Here is a 20,861-nt window from a genome sequence, read left to right as displayed (position 1 = left end):
GATCGTGCCGATCGCGATGGAGGAGAAGCTGCGCTTCGCCATCCGCGAGGGCGGCCGCACCGTCGGCGCCGGCGTCGTCGCCTCCATCACCGAGTAAATCGGACGATCATCGGTCCGGAGCCGGGAGCGGCTCCGGGCAAAGACGAGGGGCGGGCGCCGTGTGGCGCCCGCCCCTTTCACATTGTCGAACCTCACTCGGCGGGACCAACACCCGATCCCACCCATGACCTCATCCTGAGGTGCTGCGTAAGCAGACTTGCGTTGGCAGGCCAACGCTTCGTCCGCTTAGGCTCTCGTTTTGTCGCAGATTTTTGCCGCAAAACCGGCAACCACTTTTGCGAAATCTGCTTAGCAGCCTCGAAGGAGGGCTCCAGGGATCGTGCCGGCTTCTGGAGGCCTCCTTCGAGGTCGGTCGATCTCCGATCGACCGACACCTCAGGATGAGGTCGCGACTGGGAGGGGCTTACCGGACGCCTGGTGCGGATTCCTGCCCGCCCTCACGCGGCCCGCACCCCCGACAGGAACCGCCCGACCTCCGCGTCGAGATGATGCGAGTGCCGCGACAGCTCCGAGGCCGCGGCGAGCAGGTGATGCGCCGCATGCCCGGTCTCCTCCGCGGCCCCGGCGACCCCGGCGATATTGTGCGTGACCTCGCCCGCCCCGATCGCCGCCTGCGAGACGTTGCGGACGATCTCCTGCGTCGTCGCGTCCTGCTGGTCCACCGCGGCGGCGAGCGCGCCGGCGACATCGCTGATCTCCCGGATCCGCGCCACGATGCCGCCGATCGCCGCCACCGCCTGGTCGGTCGCGGCCCGGATCTCGCCGATCTGCCCTGAGATCTCGCCGGTCGCCCGGGCGGTCTGGCCGGCGAGTTCCTTCACCTCGGCCGCCACCACCGCGAAGCCGCGGCCCGCCGCGCCTGCGCGGGCCGCCTCGATCGTGGCGTTGAGCGCGAGCAGATTGGTCTGATCGGCGATCGACGAGATGAGGCCCAGCACGTCGCCGATCTTCGCCGCACCCCGGGTCAGGTCCTGCACCAGGGCGGCGGTCTGGCCGGCCTCCGCGACCGCGGCCCGGGCGAGGCCGGCGGTCCCGGCGACCTGACGGCCGATCTCCTGCACGCTCGCCCCCATCTCCTCGGCGGCGGCCGCCACCGCGCCGACATTCGCCGCCGCTTCCTCGGCCGCCGCCGCGACCGCGGTCGACTGGCCGGCGGTCTCGGTGGCCGTGGCGGTCATCGCCTGGGCGGTGGCCTGAAGCTCGGTCGCGGCGGCGGTCACCGAGGCGACGATGCCGCCGACCACGCCCTCGAACCCGTCGGCCATCTCGCGCATCATCTGCCGGCGCTGCGCCTCGCCGTCGGCCCGCATCCGGGCCTGCTCGGCCTCGAGCGCGGCGGCGCGGATCATGCTGTCCTTGAACACCTGCACGGCCCGGCCCATCGCCCCGACCTCGTCGCGGCGCTCGACCGAGGGCACCGGCGCCGCCATGTCGCCGGCGGAGAGGCGGTGCATCGCGGCGGTCATCCGCCCGAGCGGCCGGCTCACCTCGAGGATCAGCATCAGGGCGGCACCGAAGGCGAGAGCCGCCGCGACCGCCAGGAAGGCCAGGAGCTGGCTCTGCGTGCGGTCGTAGGCGGCCTGCGCCGCGCGACCGCTCTCGGCCGCCGTCGCCTTGTTGCGGTCGACGAGCTCGACCAAGGTGGCGACCACGTCGCGGATCGCGTCGGACATCGTGGTGTTGTAGAGTTCGAGCGCGCCGGCCGTGTCGCCGGCCCCGGCGCGCCGCAGGGCGTCGGCCTGGAGGCCGAGATAGGCCTGCCACTGCCGGTCGAAGGTCGCCGAGAGGCCCTGCATCGCGGCCGAGGCCGGCAGGTGGGCGTAAGCCTCGCGCTCGCGCGCCAGCTCCGCGGTGCGCTGGCGCATCGAGGCCGCGGCTTCCGCGCGCTGCCGGTCGGTGCCGGCCGAGATCAGGCGGCCGCCATTGACGCGGATGCGCAGGGTCAGGGCCTGGATCCGGCCGAGTGCCTGGGTCGCCGGCAGGGCGACCTGACGCAGCTCCGCCACCGCATCCTGCAGGATGCGCGCCTGGTGGAACGCCAGGCCCGCCAGCGCGGCCATCACCACGAGCATCACCGCGAAGCTGCCGACCAGCTTGGCGCGAATCGAGAATCTGTGCAGCATGATAATGCACCCCTGTTATACGGCTGAATTTTATTTCAATACTGATTATTGTTTGCTATTTTTGTTGAAAAATAATTAATTTCAGTTTTGTGAAGGTATTCGCTTAAGTTACCTTAGAGATACGTGTTCACGTTGCAGGGCGGTACGTTCGCGCTTGGCCGCAGGGCGGGGCGGCACGGGAGGAGGTGGTCGGGGCCCGGCAACATTCCGCTTGCATCCGGGCTGGGGATCCGGCTAGAGAGCGGTCGCGCCGCGGCGCTGCAGGAGTGTAGCTCAACTGGTCAGAGCACCGGTCTCCAAAACCGGGGGTTGGGGGTTCGAGTCCCTCCACTCCTGCCAGGGACCGCGAGCCGACCGGAGCCTCCAGCGAAAGCCGGCAGACCTCCGTAACAATCCGTCCGGGCGAGTCGACAAGCGCAGGCAACTGCGCTAGACGCTGCGCCCATCCCAGATCGAACAGGCGGCGATGCGGGCCGGGGGTGATCCTTCAGCCTGCCTGCCGCCGTTGGTTTCGAGCGCATCGGTTGTCCGAGCCATGGCATCGAACGAAGCGACGAAGAAGATGGACCTCGGGCGCAACGCCTCCCGCAGCACCCCGCCGACCCGTGGCGGCGGTGCCTCGCCGACGCCGCCCGCGCGTCCGGCGCAGAAGCGCGTTGGCCCGTTCGAGTTCCTGCAGCAGGTGCGCGACGAGGGCCGGAAGGTCACCTGGCCGACCCGCAAGGAGACCCTGGTCACCACCCTGATGGTGTTCGTCATGGTGGTGGTGGCGAGCGTGTTCTTCACCGTCGTCGACCAGGTCCTGCGTTACGCCGTGACGCTGGTGCTGGGCATCGGGGCCTGATCGAGCTGAAAGACCCGGCAGATGCCGGCCCGCGACGGGGCCGCCGCCGGATTGGAGTGAACGCCGTGTCGAAGCGCTGGTACATCGTCCACGCCTATTCGAACTTCGAGAACAAGGTCGCGCAGTCGATCAAGGACCAGGCGGCGCAGCGCGGCCTGACGGAGAAGTTCGACGAGGTCATGGTCCCGACCGAGAAAGTCGTGGAGGTGCGCCGCGGCCGCAAGGTCGACGCCGAGCGCAAGTTCTTCCCCGGCTACGTGCTGGTGAAGTGCGACCTCACCGACGAGGTCTACCACCTCATCAAGAACACCCCGAAGGTCACGGGCTTCCTCGGGGCCGACAAGTCGAAGCCGGTGCCGATTCCGGACGCCGAGGCCGAGCGCATCAAGGGCCAGGTCCAGGAAGGCACCGATCGCCCGAAGGCCTCGATCGCTTACGAGGTCGGCGAGCAGGTCCGCGTCGCGGACGGCCCCTTCGCGTCCTTCAACGGCGTCGTCGAGGAAGTCGACGAGAGCCGCTCCCGCCTCAAGGTGGCGGTCTCCATCTTCGGCCGGGCGACCCCGGTCGAGCTCGAATACGGTCAGGTCGAGAAGCTCTGATCGTCACCGGCGGATTTTTCGGGAGCCGCACGGGGCGTGGCGACACGCCTCGTGATCGCCGCTCCCGAAAAAGCTGCCTCTCACCCGCGGAAGGCCCGCCCGGGAACGCCTCCGGGAGCCCGGGCCGCACCGCGACCTGCAACCGCCCTCGAAGATAGGGCTATTCTGGGAGCAGTCCCATGGCGAAGAAGATCACGGGCTACGTGAAGCTTCAGGTCCCGGCCGGCGCCGCCAATCCGTCGCCGCCGATCGGTCCCGCGCTCGGTCAGCGCGGCCTCAACATCATGGAATTCTGCAAGGCCTTCAACGCGAAGACCTCGCAGATCGAGAAGGGCACCCCGATCCCGGTGATCATCACCGCGTATCAGGACCGCTCCTTCACCTTCGAGATGAAGCAGCCCCCGGTCTCCTTCTTCCTCAAGAAGGCCGCCGGCCTGAAGATCGGCAAGAAGCCGGCCTCCGGCTCGAAGACCCCCGGCAAGGGCGCGCCCGCCGGCAAGGTCTCCGAGGCGCAGATCCGCGAGATCGCCGAGAAGAAGATGCCCGACCTGAACTGCGATTCGGTCGATTCCGCCGTCGCCATGATCCGCGGCTCCGCCCGCGCCATGGGTCTCGAGATCACCGCGTAAGGGGAGGGCGACATGGCAAAGACAGGCAAGCGCATCCGCTCCGCCCGCGAGGGCATCGCGGTCACCAAGCTCTATCCGCTCGACGAGGCGGTGAAGCTGATCAAGGAGCGGTCCACCGCCAAGTTCGACGAGACCTTCGAGGTCTCGATGAATCTCGGCGTCGACCCCCGCCACGCCGACCAGATGGTCCGCGGCGTCTGCAACCTGCCGAACGGCTCCGGCCGGACCGTGCGGGTGGCGGTGTTCGCCCGCGGCCCGAAGGCCGACGAGGCCCGGGCCGCCGGCGCCGACATCGTCGGGGCCGAGGACCTGCTCGAGACGATCCAGGGCGGCACGATCGACTTCGATCGCTGCATCGCCACCCCGGACATGATGCCGCTGGTCGGCCGCCTGGGTAAGGTGCTGGGCCCGCGCGGCCTGATGCCGAACCCGAAGGTCGGCACCGTCACCATGGACGTGAAGGGCGCCGTCGCCGGCGCCAAGGGCGGCTCGGTCGAGTTCCGCGTCGAGAAGGCGGGCATCGTTCACGCCGGTATCGGCAAGGTCTCGTTCGACGAGCAGAAGATCGTCGAGAACATCCGCGCCTTCGCCGACGCGGTCGCCAAGGCGAAGCCCGCCGGCGCCAAGGGCACCTACATCCAGCGCATCGCCGTCTCCTCGACGATGGGCCCGGGCGTGAAGGTCGATCCCTCGAGCGTGCTGGTCGCCGCCGGCGCCTGACGCCGACGCGACTGTCGCGATGACGAAACGAAGCGCCCGGTCCGGCGACGGACCGGGCGCTTCGCGTTGGAGCGCGAGACCAGGATCTCACGCAACGGCATCACGATGTCCGGCGCACTCCCGCAGCGCGGCGAAAACCCGACGCGGCGGGGCAGCCTTCCGGCGACGCTGTGCTAGATAGGGCACCATGCGCAGCACCGTCCCGGTCTCCTCCTCGCGACGCATCCTCTGCGTCTTCCCCGCCTACACGCCGTCCTTCGGCACCTTCTCGCACGCCTATCCGCTGATGGGCGGCGTGAAGGCCTTCATGCCGCCGCAAGGGCTCCTGGTGATCGCCGCCTACATGCCGGAGGCATGGGAGGTCCGATTCATCGACGAGAACATCGCTCGGGCCAGCCCCGAGGACTTCGCCTGGGCCGACGCGGTGTTCGTGTCGGGCATGCACATCCAGGAAGGCCAGATCCACGAGATCGGCCGCCGGGCGCATGCCGCCGGCAAGGTCGCGGTGCTCGGCGGTCCCTCGGTCTCCGGCGCGCCGGAGAAGTACCCCGACTTCGACTACCTCCACATCGGCGAGATCGGCGACGCCACCGACGCGCTGATCCGGCGCCTCGACGAGACGGTGGCCGTACCCGCCGAGCCTGAGCGGTTCGAGACCACGGATCGCCTCGCCCTGTCCGACTTCCCGGCCCCGGCTTACGAGCGCGTGCCGCTCAAGCGCTACCTGATCGGCTCGCTGCAATTCTCCTCCGGCTGCCCGTATCGCTGCGAGTTCTGCGACATCCCGCAGCTCTACGGCCGCCAGCCGCGCCTGAAGACCCCCGAGCAGCTCTGCGCCGAGCTCGACGCCATCGTGGCGCAAGCATCCCACCCGGCGGTGGTCTACTTCGTCGACGACAACTTCATCGGCAACCGCAAGGCGACGCGGGAGATGCTGCCCCACCTCGTGGAGTGGCAGAAGCGGAAGAACTATCCGCTCCAGTTCGCCTGCGAGGCGACGCTGAACATGGCCAAGCAGCCCGAGATCCTCGAGCTGATGCGCCAGGCCAATTTCATGACGGTGTTCGTCGGCATCGAGACCCCGGAGGCCGAGGCGCTCAAGGGCATCGACAAGACCCACAACGCCGCCGTGCCGATGTACGAGGCGATCGAGACCCTGAACTCCTACGGGCTGGAGGTGACCTCCGGCATCATCCTCGGGCTCGACAGCGACACCGACAAGTCCGAGCAGAACCTGATCGACTTCATCGACCGGTCGGCGATTCCGGTCCTCACCATCAACCTGCTCCAGGCCCTGCCCAAGACCCCGCTCTGGGACCGGCTGGAGCGGGAGGGCCGGCTCGTCCACGATGCCAGCCTCGAATCGAACGTGCTGTTCAAGCGCCCGCACGACGACGTGGTGAAGTCCTGGCGCCGGGCCATCGCCCACGCCTACTCGCCCGAGCAGCTGTTCGAGCGCTTCAAGCGCCAGTGCGACGTGACCTACCCGCACCGGATCACCACGCCGACCGCGGGCAAGCTGACCCTGACCAACCTGCGCCGCGGGCTGATCCTCGGCTTCAACATCGTCACCCGGGTCGGGCTGTTCTCCGACTACCGCAAGCCGTTCTGGCGCGCCGCGGCCTACGCCCTCAAGCGCGGGCAGATCGAGGCGGTATTCAACATGGGCTTCGTCGCCCACCACCTGATCCGCTTCACACGCGAGGCTCTCCGGGGCGAGCACAACGCCTCGTTCTACGCCGCGCAGGACAAGGCGAAGGCGGAGGCCGCCGCGAGGGGAGGGGCCCGGCAAGCGGCGTGAGCCAGAGGAGCCCGGCAAGCGGCGTGAGCCGAAGAGCCCAGCACGTGGCGTGAGCCGGAGGCTCTGACGGGAAATCGGCCCCTGCGACCGAATTTCCTCCATCCAAGCACTTGGCAGGCCGCTTGCACGCCGCTATAGACCCGGCTCCACGTTTCCGAGATCGAAAGGATTCGGCCGCCCGGCCGATCCTGGAGAGAGGTCCCTGGGCGACCGGGTGACCAAAGTGGCCGGAAGGGTTCAGGGGGCAACCCCTCGCGCCCCGTCCGGCCATGTCCTGTCCGAGACTGCAGGCGCCGGCATCCGCCGGCTTAAACCGCAAAGCCTGCACAGACGGGGAAGACCGAGTTTCACCGCCCCCATGGCTCACCAGGCCGGCGGGGCGTCGGTTTGAACCATCTCGCCCGAGGCGAGGGGCCGTCAGGTCCTTGGCATCGGGGGCAGGGCCGTGAAGCGTCGTTCAGGACGTCGCGGTCTTCTCGTAAGGCCCCGGCTCATCCTGGGCGGCAACTGCAACCGGCGGGGCCCATCCGGGTTCCGCCAACCGGAGAGAGCCAAGGTGGACAGAGCAGCAAAAGCTGATCTCGTCGCGACGCTCAACGGGGTGTTCACGAACACCTCCGTCGTCGTCGTGGCCCACTACAAGGGCCTCACGGTCGCCGACATGCAGAAGCTGCGCTCGCAGATGAAGCAGGCCGGCGCCACCGTGAAGGTCGCGAAGAACCGCCTCGCCAACATCGCTCTCGAAGGCACGGACGTCGCCTCCATTCAGCCCCTCCTGAAGGGCCCGACCCTGCTCGCCTATTCGAGCGATCCGGTCGCGGCCGCCAAGGTGGCGGTGGACTTCGCCAAGGCCAACGAGAAGCTGGTCATCCTCGGCGGAGCCATGGGGACGACCGCCCTGAACCCGGACGGCGTGAAGGCCCTGGCCTCGCTGCCGTCCCTCGACGAACTGCGCGCCAAGATCGTGGGCCTGGTTCAGGCTCCCGCGACCAAGATCGCTCAGGTCGTCAACGCGCCGGCTGCCAAGCTCGCGCGCGTGTTCGGGGCTTATGCCAAGACCGGCGACGCCCAGACCGACGAAGCGGCCTGACCGGCTGTTCGAGACCAAACCGTTCAAACCGACAACATCAGGAAGTGAAAAATGGCTGATCTTGCCAAGCTCGTCGACGACCTGTCCTCGCTGACCGTTCTCGAGGCTGCCGAGCTCGCGAAGATGCTCGAGGAGAAGTGGGGCGTCTCGGCCGCTGCCGCCGTCGCCGTCGCCGCCGGCCCGGCCGGTGGTGCCGCTGCCCCGGCCGCCGAGGAGCAGACCGAGTTCACCGTTGTCCTGGCTTCGGCCGGCGACAAGAAGATCGAGGTCATCAAGGAGGTCCGCGCGATCACCGGCCTCGGCCTCAAGGAGGCCAAGGACCTGGTCGAGGGCGCTCCGAAGCCGATCAAGGAGGGCGTGTCCAAGGACGACGCCGCCAAGCTCAAGGCCCAGCTCGAGAAGGCCGGCGCCAAGGTCGAGCTCAAGTAAGGCGATGGCGGGCCGTCCGGCCCGCCTCGTGCTCCGGACGCAGGCTTCGGCCGCGGTCCGGGGCCACCAGCCCGCGGGCCTCGCGCTCGCGGGCTATGGTCGCTTCACGTGCTTCTCATGAAACTCCCGCTGCGCCGACGTGGCCACACGCGAGCGACGATGGTGATCGGGAGTTTCATGAGGGACACTTGGCGCACCCCCTCGGGATCCGGGGTACGGATCACCATATAGGTTTTCAAGGGTTGCGGGCGGCCGGTGCACGGGCGGTCCGCGCGGTTCCAGGCAGGTCTGATGCCGGCGCGATTCGGCCGGCGTCCCACCGGGGCCGTATAAGCGGTGGATGAGGAGCGAGGTCAACCCATGGCCAACACGCTGGTCGGTCGCAAGCGCATTCGCAAGTTCTTCGGCAAGATTCGGGAAGTCGCCGAGATGCCGAACCTCATCGAGGTCCAGAAGGCGTCCTACGACCAGTTCCTGATGGTGGACGAGCCCGAAGGCGGCCGCGCCGACGAGGGGCTGCAATCGGTCTTCAAGTCCGTCTTCCCGATCTCCGACTTCTCCTCGACCGCGCTTCTCGAGTTCGTCAAGTACACCTTCGAGCAGCCGAAATACGACGTCGACGAGTGCCGCCAGCGCGGCATCACCTTTGCGGCCCCGCTGAAGGTGACCCTGCGGCTGATCGTGTTCGACGTCGATCCCGATACCGGCGCCAAGTCGGTCAAGGACATCAAGGAGCAGGACGTCTACATGGGCGACATGCCCCTGATGACGGAGAACGGCACCTTCATCGTCAACGGCACCGAGCGCGTCATCGTCTCCCAGATGCACCGCTCGCCGGGCGTGTTCTTCGACCACGACAAGGGCAAGACCCACTCCTCGGGCAAGCTCCTGTTCGCGGCGCGCATCATCCCGTATCGCGGCTCCTGGCTCGACGTCGAGTTCGACGCCAAGGACATCGTGCACGCGCGCATCGACCGCAAGCGCAAGATCCCCGTCACCTCGCTGCTCTTCGCGCTCGGCCTGGACGGCGAGGAGATCCTGTCGACCTTCTACAACCGCGTCGCGTATAGCCGCGACGGGCACGATTGGCGCGTGCCCTACGACGCCGAGCGGCTGAAGGGCTTCAAGGCCTCGACCGACCTGATCGACGCCGATTCGGGCGAGGTGGTGCTCGAGGCCGGCAAGAAGCTGACCGCGCGTGCCGCCCGGCAGATCGCCGAGAAGGGCGTGAAGGCCCTGCGCGCCACCGACGAGGACCTGATCGGCCAGTACATCGCCGAGGACATGGTCAACTACAAGACCGGCGAGATCTATGCCGAGGCCGGCGACGAGATCAGCGAGAAGGTCCTCAAGGGCCTGACCGATGTCGGTATCGAGGAGATCCCGGTCCTCGACATCGACCACGTCAATATCGGTCCCTACATCCGCAACACGCTTGCGGTCGACAAGAACTCGGCCCGCGAGGGCGCGCTGTTCGACATCTACCGGGTAATGCGTCCGGGCGAGCCGCCGACCCTCGACACCGCCGAGGCGATGTTCCACTCGCTGTTCTTCGACGCGGAGCGCTACGACCTCTCGGCCGTCGGCCGCGTGAAGATGAACATGCGCCTCGACCTCGACGCGGCCGACACAGTGCGGACGCTGCGCCGCGAGGACATGCTGGCGGTCGTCAAGGCGCTGGTCGACCTGCGCGACGGCAAGGGCGAGATCGACGACATCGACCACCTCGGCAACCGCCGGGTGCGCTCGGTCGGCGAGCTGATGGAGAACCAGTACCGGCTGGGCCTCCTGCGCATGGAGCGCGCCATCAAGGAGCGGATGTCGTCGGTCGACATCGACACCGTGATGCCGCAGGACCTGATCAACGCGAAGCCCGCGGCGGCCGCGGTGCGCGAGTTCTTCGGCTCGTCGCAGCTGTCGCAGTTCATGGACCAGACCAACCCGCTCTCCGAGGTGACGCACAAGCGCCGCCTCTCGGCCCTCGGCCCGGGCGGTCTGACCCGCGAGCGCGCCGGCTTCGAGGTGCGCGACGTGCACCCGACGCATTACGGCCGCATTTGCCCGATCGAGACGCCGGAAGGCCCGAATATCGGCCTGATCAACTCGCTCGCCACCTTCGCGCGGGTCAACAAGTACGGCTTCATCGAGACCCCGTTCCGCCGCGTACGCGACGGCGTGGTCACGGACGAGGTCGCCTACCTGTCGGCGATGGAGGAGGCGAAGTACCACGTCGCCCAGGCCAACGCGCAGATGGACGAGAACCGCAAGCTCACGGAGGACCTGGTGGTCTGCCGGCGGGCGGGCGAGGTGATCGTCGTCGGCCCCGAGCGGGTCGACCTGATGGACGTGTCGCCGAAGCAGCTCGTGTCGGTCGCCGCGGCGCTGATCCCGTTCCTCGAGAACGACGACGCCAACCGCGCGCTGATGGGCTCGAACATGCAGCGCCAGGCGGTGCCGCTGGTTCGCGCCGACGCGCCCTTCGTCGGCACCGGCATGGAGGCGGTGGTCGCGCGGGATTCGGGCGCCGCCATCGGTGCCCGGCGCGCGGGCATCATCGACCAGGTCGACGCGACCCGTATCGTCATCCGCGCCACCGACGAGGCCGACGCCTCGAAGCCCGGCGTCGACATCTACCGGCTGCAGAAGTTCCAGCGCTCGAACCAGTCGACCTGCATCACCCAGAAGCCGCTCGTGCGCGTCGGCGACGTGGTGAAGAAGGGTGACATCATCGCTGACGGTCCCTCGACCGAGTTCGGCGAGCTGGCGCTCGGCCGCAACGTGCTCGTCGCGTTCATGCCGTGGAACGGCTACAACTTCGAGGACTCGATCCTGCTCTCCGAGCGGATCGTGAAGGATGATGTGTTCACCTCGATTCACATCGAGGAATTCGAGGTGATGGCCCGCGACACCAAGCTCGGGCCGGAGGAGATCACCCGCGACATCCCGAACGTCTCGGAGGAGGCGCTCAAGAATCTCGACGAGGCCGGCATCGTCTATATCGGCGCCGAGGTCCACGCGGGCGACATCCTGGTCGGCAAGATCACCCCGAAGGGCGAGAGCCCGATGACGCCGGAGGAGAAGCTGCTCCGCGCCATCTTCGGCGAGAAGGCCTCGGACGTGCGCGACACCTCGTTGCGGGTGCCGCCGGGCGTCACCGGCACGATCGTCGAGGTCCGGGTGTTCAACCGCCACGGCGTCGACAAGGACGAGCGCGCCCAGGCGATCGAGCGCGAGGAGATCGAGCGTCTCGCCAAGGACCGCGACGACGAGCAGGCGATCCTCGACCGCAACACCTACGCGCGTCTGGGCGACCTCTTGGTCGGCCAGTCGCCGGTCGCCGGCCCGAAGGGCTTCAAGAAGGAGACCACGCTCACCCGTGAGCTCCTGGCGGATTACCCCCGCTCGCAATGGTGGCAGTTCGCCGTCGTCGAAGACCGTCTCATGACCGAGATGGAGGCGATGCAGAAGCAGTACGATGAGTCGAAGAAGCGCCTCGAGCAGCGCTTCCTCGACAAGGTCGAGAAGCTGCAGCGCGGCGATGAATTGCCCCCGGGCGTCATGAAGATGGTCAAGGTCTTCGTGGCGGTGAAGCGCAAGATCCAGCCCGGCGACAAGATGGCGGGCCGGCACGGCAACAAGGGCGTGGTCTCGCGCATCGTGCCGATCGAGGACATGCCGTTCCTGGAGGACGGCACTCACGCCGACATCGTGCTCAACCCCCTCGGCGTGCCGAGCCGGATGAATGTCGGCCAGATCCTCGAGACGCATCTGGGCTGGGCCGCCGCGGGCTTGGGCCGTCAGGTCTCGCAGGCCGTGGACGCGTATCTTCGCACCCACGACATCGAGCCCCTGCGCGAGCGCATGAAGGCGATCTACAGCGAGACCGAGCTGGCCGGCCTGACCGACCAGGATCTCGCCGAGGTCGGCAACAACCTGCGCCGCGGCGTCCCGATGGCCACCCCGGTGTTCAACGGCGCCAAGGAAGCCGACATCGAGACGATGCTGGAGATGGCGGGTCTCGACCGGTCGGGCCAGTCGACGCTCTATGACGGGCGCACCGGCGAGCCCTTCGACCGCAAGGTCACGGTCGGCTACATCTACATGCTGAAGCTGCACCACCTGGTGGACGACAAGATCCACGCGCGCTCGATCGGTCCGTACTCGCTCGTCACCCAGCAGCCGCTCGGCGGCAAGGCGCAGTTCGGCGGTCAGCGCTTCGGCGAGATGGAGGTGTGGGCCCTCGAGGCCTACGGCGCCGCCTACACGCTGCAGGAGATGCTGACGGTGAAGTCCGACGACGTCGCTGGCCGCACCAAGGTCTACGAGGCCATCGTGCGCGGCGACGACACCTTCGAGGCGGGCATCCCGGAGAGCTTCAACGTACTGGTGAAGGAGATGCGGTCGCTCGGCCTCAACGTCGAGCTGCTGTCCTCCAAGCGCGCGGCGAACGACCAGCTCGAGGCGCCCCCGGAGGCGGCCGAGTAAGCTCGTCCCGATCCCATCCTGACGACGGCGGCGGGGCCCTCATCGCGAGGGCCCCGGCCGCCGAAACCCGTTTCATCAGACGGCGGTCCCGGCCCGGCCCTTCGCGGCGCCCCGTCAGCCAAGGAGCAGATCATGAACCAAGAGGTCATGAATCTTTTCAACCAGCAGGCTCAGCCTCAGAGCTTCGACCAGATCAAGATCTCGATCTCGTCGCCTGAGAAGATCCTGTCCTGGTCCTACGGCGAGATCAAGAAGCCCGAGACCATCAACTATCGGACGTTCAAGCCGGAGCGTGACGGCTTGTTCTGCGCCCGGATCTTCGGGCCGATCAAGGATTACGAGTGCTTGTGCGGTAAGTACAAGCGGATGAAGTACAAGGGCGTGATCTGTGAGAAGTGCGGCGTCGAGGTCACCCTCGCGCGCGTCCGTCGCGACCGCATGGGCCATATCGAGCTCGCGGCGCCCGTCGCCCATATCTGGTTCCTGAAGTCACTGCCGAGCCGCATCGGCCTGCTTCTCGACATGGCGCTCAAGGATCTCGAGCGCATCCTGTACTTCGAGTCCTACGTCACCATCGAGCCGGGCCTCACCCCCCTGAAGGAGCGTCAGCTCCTCAGCGAGGAAGAGTACCTGCGCGCGCAGGAGGAGTACGGCGAGGATTCGTTCACCGCCATGATCGGCGCGGAGGCGATCCGGCGCATCCTGCAGGAGCTCGACCTCGACAAGATCGCGGCCGACCTGCGCGAGGAGATCGCCACCACCACCTCCGAGCTGAAGCCCAAGAAGCTGCTCAAGCGCCTCAAGATCATCGAGGCGTTCCAGATGTCGGGCAACCGGCCCGAGTGGATGATCCTGACCGTCGTGCCGGTGATCCCGCCGGACCTGCGCCCGCTGGTCCCGCTCGACGGCGGCCGCTTCGCGACCTCCGACCTCAACGACCTCTATCGCCGCGTCATCAACCGCAACAACCGCCTCAAGCGGCTGATCGAGCTGCGCGCGCCGGACATCATCATCCGCAACGAGAAGCGGATGCTGCAGGAGGCGGTCGACGCGCTGTTCGACAACGGGCGGCGCGGCCGCGTCATCACGGGCGCCAACAAGCGCCCGCTGAAGTCGCTCGCCGACATGCTGAAGGGCAAGCAGGGCCGGTTCCGCCAGAACCTGCTCGGCAAGCGCGTCGACTATTCCGGCCGCTCGGTCATCGTGGTCGGCCCGGAGCTGAAGCTGCACCAGTGCGGGCTGCCGAAGAAGATGGCGCTCGAGCTGTTCAAGCCGTTCATCTACGCGCGCCTCGACGCCAAGGGCTTCTCGGCCACGGTGAAGCAGGCGAAGAAGCTCGTCGAGAAGGAGAAGCCGGAGGTCTGGGACATCCTGGACGAGGTGATCCGCGAGCACCCGGTGATGCTGAACCGGGCGCCGACGCTGCACCGCCTCGGCATCCAGGCCTTCGAGCCGAAGCTGATCGAGGGCAAGGCGATCCAGCTGCACCCGCTGGTCTGCGCTGCGTTCAACGCCGACTTCGACGGCGACCAGATGGCCGTGCACGTCCCGCTGTCGCTCGAGGCGCAGCTGGAAGCGCGCGTCCTGATGATGTCGACGAACAACATCCTGCACCCGGCGAACGGCGCGCCGATCATCGTGCCGTCGCAGGACATCGTGCTTGGCCTGTACTACCTGTCGATCGTCGCCGACGGCTCACCGGGTGAGCACAAGCCGAACGATCCGAAGAACCCGATGAAGGGCGTGTTCGGCAATTTCGGCGAGCTCGAGCACGCGCTCGCGGCCCGCACCGTCACGCTGCACACCAAGATCAAGTGGCGCTGGAAGGGCCTCGACTCGGACGGAAACGAGGTCTCCCGGATCTACGACACCACGCCGGGCCGCGTGATCCTGTCGAGCGTGCTGCCGCGCCACAAGCGCGTCCCCTTCGACGTCGTCAACAAGCTGATGACGAAGAAGGAGATCTCGGCGATGATCGACACCGTCTACCGCCATTGCGGTCAGAAGGAGTCGGTGATCTTCTGCGACCGGATCATGGGTCTCGGCTTCATCCACGCCTTCCGCGCCGGCATCTCGTTCGGCAAGGACGACATGGTGGTGCCGGACAACAAGTGGTCGATCGTCGACGAGACCCGTTCGCTCGTGAAGGATTACGAGCAGCAGTACCAGGACGGCCTGATCACCCAGGGCGAGAAGTACAACAAGGTCGTGGACGCCTGGGCCAAGTGCTCCGACCGTCTCGCCGGCGAGATGATGAACCGCATCTCGTCCGTGCAGAAGGACGAGCACGGCGCCGACAAGCAGGTCAACTCGATCTACATGATGAGCCACTCCGGTGCCCGTGGCTCGCCGGCCCAGATGAAGCAGCTCGCGGCGATGCGCGGTCTGATGGCCAAGCCCTCGGGCGAGATCATCGAGACCCCGATCATCTCGAACTTCAAGGAAGGCCTGGACGTGCTCGAGTACTTCAACTCGACGCACGGCGCCCGCAAGGGCCTCGCCGACACCGCGCTCAAGACCGCCAACTCCGGTTACCTGACCCGCCGCCTCGTCGACGTGGCCCAGGACGCGGTGATCCGCGAAGTGGATTGCGGTACCGAGAGCGGCATCCGGATGCGCGCGATCATCGATGCCGGCCAGGTCGTGGCCTCGCTGGCGACCCGCATCCTCGGCCGCGCCACGGCCGAGGACCTGGTCGCCAATGACGGCACGATCATCGTCGCCAAGGGTGAGACGATCGAGGAGAAGCACCTCGAGCCGATCACCAAGGCCGGCATCCAGGAGGTGAAGATCCGCTCGGTCCTGGTCTGCGCGACCCGGAACGGCGTCTGCGCCACCTGCTACGGGCGCGACCTCGCCCGCGGCACGCCCGTCAACATGGGGGAGGCTGTCGGCGTCATCGCGGCGCAGTCGATCGGCGAGCCGGGCACCCAGCTCACGATGCGCACCTTCCACATCGGCGGCGCGGCCCAGATCGCCGACTCGTCCTTCATCGAGTCGAGCTTCGAGGGCACGGTGAGGATCCGCAACCGCGGTCTCGCCCGCAACTCGGACGGCGACCTGATCGCCATCGGTCGCAACGTGGCGGTGGTGATCGTCGGGCCGGACGGCACCGAGCGGGCGGTGCACCGCCTGCAATACGGCGCCCGCGTCCGCGTCGACGAGGGCGACGCGATCAAGCGCGGCCAGCGCATCGCCGAGTGGGACCCCTACACGAGGCCGATCCTGACCGAGATCGACGGCATCGTGGCCTACGAGGACCTGATCGACGGTCAGTCGATCACCGAGACGACCGACGAGTCGACGGGCATCGCCAAGCGCGTCGTCATCGACTGGCGCGGCTCGGCGCGGACGGCGGACCTGCGTCCGGCGATCGCGGTTCACGACCAGAACGGCCGGGTGCAGAAGCTGCCGCGCGGCTCGGACGCGCGCTCGCTCCTGCCGGTCGAGGCGATCATCGGCGTCGATCCGGGCACCCGGGTCAAGGCCGGCGACATCCTCGCCCGCGTCTCGACCGAGAGCGCCAAGACCCGCGACATCACCGGCGGTCTGCCGCGGGTGGCCGAGCTGTTCGAGGCGCGCCGGCCGAAGGACGCAGCGATCATCGCCGAGAAGTCCGGCACGATCTCGTTCGGGCGCGACTACAAGAACAAGCGCCGCCTGAGCCTGACCCCGCATGACGGCTCCGAGCCGGTGGAGTACCTGATCCCGAAGGGCAAGCACATCCACCTGCAGGACGGCGACGTCGTCGAGCTCGGCGACTTCATCGTCGACGGCAACCCGGCGCCGCACGACATCCTGGCGATCAAGGGCGTCGAGGAGCTCGCCGCCTACCTCGTCAACGAGATCCAGGAGGTCTACCGGCTGCAGGGCGTGTCGATCAACGACAAGCACATCGAGGTCATCGTCCGGCAGATGCTGCAGAAGGTGGAGATCACCGACGGCGGGGATTCCGAGATCCTGACCGGCGATCAGATCGACCGGATGGAGCTGGCGGAGTTCAACGAGAAGCTGCTCGCCGAGGGCAAGAAGCCGATCCAGGGCGTTCCCGTCCTGCTCGGCATCACGAAGGCCTCGCTGCAGACCCGCTCGTTCATCTCGGCGGCCTCGTTCCAGGAGACCACCCGCGTCCTCACCGAGGCGGCGGTCAACGGCAAGGTCGATAACCTCGAGGGCCTGAAGGAGAACGTCATCGTCGGCTCGCTGATCCCGGCGGGTACCGGCGCGATGATCTCCGACATCAAGTCGATCGCGCGCCGGCGCGACGGGCTGATCATGGCCCAGAAGTCGGCCGAGAGCGGCGCGGCGGTGGCCGAGCACCTCCCAGCTGCCGAGTAGGGCAGGGGGCCCGCGACGTTGGTTCTGAACGGCGGGCGCATGCGCCCACCGGACCCGATGACAAAGGCCGGCGTTCCCTTCCGGGGACGCCGGCCTTTTCGCGTAAGCAGCCAAGCTTTAAAGGAAAGTTTCCGCTTGACGGAGGCGGGACGAGCCCGTAATAGCCCCTCCTACTGAACGGCTGGCCGTAGGCGACAGCTGATCGACGTGCCTTCGTGCCTCGATCCAAGTCTCCTAAACGCGACCGAACTTCAAGCGACTGACACGTGTCAGACCGGCATGATCGCTGGGGCTCGTCCCCTGGTGGTCCTCTGCTCGCATGGCGCGCCAAAGGCTGGTTTTCAGCCTGGGGCGCGATTTGCGTTGCGCTTCTCACCCGAAGCGACGGTCGTTCAGACGAGATTTTGCGAAACGACGGTCGCCAGGACGGCGATGCGTTGCGAGAGGAATGGCATGCCGACGATCAACCAGCTGATCGCCAATCCGCGGAAGGCGCAGAAGGCCCGCAACAAGGTGCCGGCTCTCGATGCCTGCCCGCAGAAGCGCGGCGTCTGCACCCGCGTCTACACCACGACCCCGAAGAAGCCGAACTCGGCGCTCCGCAAGGTCGCCAAGGTGCGCCTGACCAACGGCTTCGAGGTCATCGGCTACATCCCGGGCGAGGGTCACAACCTTCAGGAGCACTCCGTGGTGATGATCCGCGGCGGCCGCGTGAAGGATCTTCCGGGCGTGCGCTACCACATCCTGCGCGGCGTTCTCGACACCCAGGGCGTCAAGAACCGCAAGCAGCGTCGATCGAAGTACGGCGCTAAGCGTCCGAAGTAAGTCGACGCGGACCAGTACCTCTATCGCCTGTCCCGCAAGGATGTCGCCGGCCTTTGGCTCAGGCGGCCTGCGTGGGGCACAACAGTTGATTTTTAGACCATAAACGGAGCGAGCGATGTCCCGCCGCCACAGCGCCGAGAAGCGCGAGATCATCCCCGACGCCAAGTACGGCGACATCGTCCTCACCAAGTTCATGAACTCGGTGATGTACGAGGGCAAGAAGTCGGTCGCCGAGAGCATCGTCTACGGCGCGTTCGACATCATCGAGGCCCGCGCCAAGGCGAACCCGATCGAGGTGTTCCGCGCCGCCCTCGACAACGTCGCCCCGGCGATCGAGGTCCGCTCCCGCCGCGTCGGCGGCGCGACCTACCAGGTCCCGGTCGAGGTCCGCACCGAGCGCCGCCAGGCGCTGGCGATCCGCTGGCTGATCCAAGCCGCCCGCTCGCGCAACGACCGCACCATGGTCGAGCGTCTCTCGGCCGAGCTGCTCGACGCCGCCAACAACCGCGGCAACGCCGTGAAGAAGCGCGAGGACACCCACCGGATGGCCGAGGCCAACCGCGCGTTCTCGCACTATCGCTGGTAAACGCTGCCTCGCCGCCGCCCTCCGGGTGCGGCGGCCCCCTTCTTCAGGAGCCCCCCGATGCCCCGCACGCATGCGATCGAGGACTACCGCAACTTCGGCATCATGGCCCACATCGATGCCGGCAAGACCACGACGACCGAGCGGATCCTCTACTACACCGGCAAGTCCCACAAGATCGGCGAGGTCCATGAGGGCGCCGCCACCATGGACTGGATGGAGCAGGAGCAGGAGCGTGGCATCACGATCACCTCGGCTGCGACCACCTGCTTCTGGCGCGACAAGCGCCTGAACATCATCGACACCCCCGGCCACGTCGACTTCACCATCGAGGTGGAGCGCTCGCTCCGCGTGCTCGACGGCGCCGTCTGCGTGCTCGACGGCAACCAGGGCGTCGAGCCGCAGACCGAGACGGTGTGGCGCCAGGCCGACAAGTACGACGTGCCGCGCATCGTGTTCGTCAACAAGATGGACAAGATCGGCGCCGACTTCTTCAAGTGCGTCGACGACATCATCGACCGCGTGGCCGGTAAGCCGGTCTGCCTGCAGCTGCCGATCGGCGCCGAGAGCTCCTTCAAGGGCGTGATCGACCTGATCAAGATGAAGGCGATCGTGTGGTCGGGTGAGGCGCTCGGCGCCAACTACTCCGAGGAGGAGATCCCGGCCGACCTCGCCGACCAGGCTGCGGAGTACCGCACCAAGCTCGTCGAGGCCTGCGTCGAGATGGACGACGACGCGATGGCCGCTTACCTCGACGGCACCGAGCCGGATGAGGACACCATGCGCAAGCTGGTGAGGACCGCGGTGCAGCGCCGCGCCTTCCACCCGGTGATGTGCGGCTCGGCGTTCAAGAACAAGGGCGTGCAGCCCCTGCTCGACGGCGTCGTCGATTACCTGCCGTCTCCCGCCGACCGCGGCGAGATCAAGGGCATCGACTTCAAGACCGAGGAAGAGGTGGTCCGCCGCCCGCTCGACTCCGATCCCTTCTCCATGCTCGCCTTCAAGATCATGGACGATCCCCACGTCGGCACGATCACCTTCTGCCGCGTGTATTCGGGCAAGATCGACTCGGGCGCGAACGTCATCAACTCGACCCGCGACAAGAAGGAGCGGGTCGGCCGCATGCTCCTGATGCACGCGAACAACCGCGAGGACATCAAGGAAGCTTTCGCCGGAGACATCGTGGCGCTCGCGGGTCTCAAGGACACCCGCACCGGCGACACGCTGTGCGATCCGGTCAAGGCCGTGATCCTCGAGAAGATGGAGTTCCCGGAGCCGGTCATCGAGATCGCCGTCGAGCCCAAGTCCAAGGCGGACCAGGAGAAGCTCGGCATCGCGCTTTCGAAGCTTGCTGCCGAGGATCCGTCCTTCCGGGTCTCCACGGACCAGGAATCGGGCCAGACCATCCTGAAGGGGATGGGCGAGCTCCACCTCGACATCAAGGTCGACATCCTGAAGCGCACCTACAAGGTGGAGGCCAATATCGGCCAGCCGCAGGTGGCGTACCGGGAGAAGCTGACCAAACGGACCGAGATCGACTACACCCACAAGAAGCAGACCGGTGGTACCGGTCAGTTCGCGCGGGTGAAGTTCGTGGTCGAGCCGAACGAGCCGGGTGCCGGCTACGCGTTCGAGTCGAAGATCGTCGGCGGCTCGGTGCCCAAGGAGTACATCCCGGGCGTCGAGAAGGGCCTCAACAGCGTGCTGACCGCCGGCATCCTGGCGGGCTTCCCGGTGGTCGACATCAAGGTGGAGCTGATCGACGGCGCCTACCACGAGGTCGACTCCTCGGCGCTGGCCTTCGAGATCGCCTCGCGGGCGGCGCTCCGCGAGGCCCTGCAGAAGGGCGGTTCGGTGCTGCTCGAGCCGGTGATGAAGGTCGAGGTCGTGACCCCGGAGGACTATACCGGTTCGGTGATCGGCGACCTGAACTCCCGGCGCGGCCAGATCCAGGGCCAGGACATGCGCGGCAACGCGAACGTCATCAACGCGATGGTGCCGCTCGCCAACATGTTCGGATACGTGAACCAGCTGCGCTCCTTCACCCAGGGTCGCGCGAACTTCACGATGCAGTTCGACCACTACGAAGAGGTCCCGCGCGGCGAGGCCGAGAAGGTGGTTGCCAAGTACGCCTGATGAGTGGGGCCTGATCTCAGGCTCGCTCGCAGCTTCGGTGCCCGCCACGGCGGGCACCACTTCAAGACTAAACGCACGCATTCGATCGACGGAGTTTTGGCGATGGCCAAGGAAAAGTTTTCGCGGACGAAGCCGCACTGCAACATCGGCACCATCGGTCACGTTGACCATGGCAAGACCTCGCTGACCGCGGCGATCA

At 67.2% G+C, this 20,861-nt stretch carries 14 protein-coding genes, 1 tRNA gene and 1 pseudogene; 15 read left to right on the top strand and 1 reads right to left on the bottom strand.

The window, feature by feature from the left end; genetic code table 11:
• Positions 1-97: pseudogene (locus ABZT49_RS04990) on the top strand (elongation factor Tu); the annotation flags it as partial.
• A 400-nt stretch (positions 98-497) separates the two neighbouring features.
• On the opposite strand, the gene ABZT49_RS04985 reads toward ABZT49_RS04990, so the two are convergent.
• Positions 498-2,183 carry a methyl-accepting chemotaxis protein gene (locus ABZT49_RS04985; RefSeq protein WP_355283824.1) on the bottom strand — a complete coding sequence of 562 codons (1,686 nt, stop codon included), beginning with the start codon at positions 2,181-2,183 and terminating at the stop codon, positions 498-500.
• Positions 2,184-2,445: 262 nt separating this feature from the next.
• Here ABZT49_RS04985 and ABZT49_RS04980 point away from each other — a divergent pair.
• The 14 genes from ABZT49_RS04980 to ABZT49_RS04915 all read left to right on the top strand — a co-directional run.
• Positions 2,446-2,522, top strand: a tRNA-Trp gene (locus ABZT49_RS04980).
• Positions 2,523-2,718: 196 nt separating this feature from the next.
• Positions 2,719-3,027 carry a preprotein translocase subunit SecE gene (gene secE, locus ABZT49_RS04975; RefSeq protein ID WP_093571361.1) on the top strand — a complete coding sequence of 103 codons (309 nt, stop codon included), beginning with the start codon at positions 2,719-2,721 and terminating at the stop codon, positions 3,025-3,027.
• A gap of 65 nt (positions 3,028-3,092) precedes the next feature.
• On the top strand, positions 3,093-3,626 hold the full coding sequence (nusG, locus tag ABZT49_RS04970; RefSeq protein ID WP_093571362.1) for a transcription termination/antitermination protein NusG: 534 nt from the start codon (positions 3,093-3,095) through the stop codon (positions 3,624-3,626).
• A 179-nt stretch (positions 3,627-3,805) separates the two neighbouring features.
• Positions 3,806-4,255 carry a 50S ribosomal protein L11 gene (gene rplK / locus ABZT49_RS04965; RefSeq protein WP_093571360.1) on the top strand — a complete coding sequence of 150 codons (450 nt, stop codon included), beginning with the start codon at positions 3,806-3,808 and terminating at the stop codon, positions 4,253-4,255.
• Positions 4,256-4,267: 12 nt separating this feature from the next.
• Positions 4,268-4,975 carry a 50S ribosomal protein L1 gene (gene rplA / locus ABZT49_RS04960; RefSeq protein ID WP_355283820.1) on the top strand — a complete coding sequence of 236 codons (708 nt, stop codon included), beginning with the start codon at positions 4,268-4,270 and terminating at the stop codon, positions 4,973-4,975.
• A 187-nt stretch (positions 4,976-5,162) separates the two neighbouring features.
• Positions 5,163-6,776 (top strand): B12-binding domain-containing radical SAM protein, encoded by a 1,614-nt coding sequence (locus tag ABZT49_RS04955; protein ID WP_355283818.1) that lies wholly within the window; start codon positions 5,163-5,165, stop codon positions 6,774-6,776.
• 556 nt (positions 6,777-7,332) lie between these two features.
• Positions 7,333-7,866 carry a 50S ribosomal protein L10 gene (gene rplJ / locus ABZT49_RS04950; RefSeq protein WP_109973755.1) on the top strand — a complete coding sequence of 178 codons (534 nt, stop codon included), beginning with the start codon at positions 7,333-7,335 and terminating at the stop codon, positions 7,864-7,866.
• 51 nt (positions 7,867-7,917) lie between these two features.
• The gene (gene rplL, locus ABZT49_RS04945; RefSeq protein ID WP_093571356.1) at positions 7,918-8,295 is read left to right on the top strand and encodes a 50S ribosomal protein L7/L12; all 378 of its coding nucleotides are present in this window, start codon (positions 7,918-7,920) and stop codon (positions 8,293-8,295) included.
• Positions 8,296-8,655: 360 nt separating this feature from the next.
• Positions 8,656-12,780, top strand: coding sequence for a DNA-directed RNA polymerase subunit beta (rpoB, locus tag ABZT49_RS04940; RefSeq protein ID WP_355283815.1), 4,125 nt, complete (start codon positions 8,656-8,658; stop codon positions 12,778-12,780).
• A 132-nt stretch (positions 12,781-12,912) separates the two neighbouring features.
• Complete coding sequence (gene rpoC / locus ABZT49_RS04935; RefSeq protein WP_355283812.1) at positions 12,913-17,118, top strand: DNA-directed RNA polymerase subunit beta'; 4,206 nt, start codon at positions 12,913-12,915, stop codon at positions 17,116-17,118.
• A 453-nt stretch (positions 17,119-17,571) separates the two neighbouring features.
• Positions 17,572-17,943 (top strand): 30S ribosomal protein S12, encoded by a 372-nt coding sequence (gene rpsL / locus ABZT49_RS04930; RefSeq protein WP_048429408.1) that lies wholly within the window; start codon positions 17,572-17,574, stop codon positions 17,941-17,943.
• A gap of 115 nt (positions 17,944-18,058) precedes the next feature.
• A complete protein-coding gene (gene rpsG / locus ABZT49_RS04925; protein WP_093571353.1) occupies positions 18,059-18,529 on the top strand; it encodes a 30S ribosomal protein S7 in 471 nt (156 codons plus the stop codon).
• Between the two features lie 57 nt (positions 18,530-18,586).
• The gene (fusA, locus tag ABZT49_RS04920) at positions 18,587-20,662 is read left to right on the top strand and encodes an elongation factor G (RefSeq protein ID WP_355283807.1); all 2,076 of its coding nucleotides are present in this window, start codon (positions 18,587-18,589) and stop codon (positions 20,660-20,662) included.
• 102 nt (positions 20,663-20,764) lie between these two features.
• Positions 20,765-20,861: GTP-binding protein (locus tag ABZT49_RS04915; protein ID WP_251730786.1), on the top strand; the 97-nt coding region annotated here is incomplete at its 3' end.

It is taken from the genome of Methylobacterium sp. EM32 (genome assembly GCF_040593685.1).
In the GTDB taxonomy this organism is placed as follows: Bacteria; Pseudomonadota; Alphaproteobacteria; order Rhizobiales; family Beijerinckiaceae; genus Methylobacterium.
Note: the sequence above shows the minus strand (reverse complement) of the source record. Positions and strands in the feature narration are given on the sequence as shown.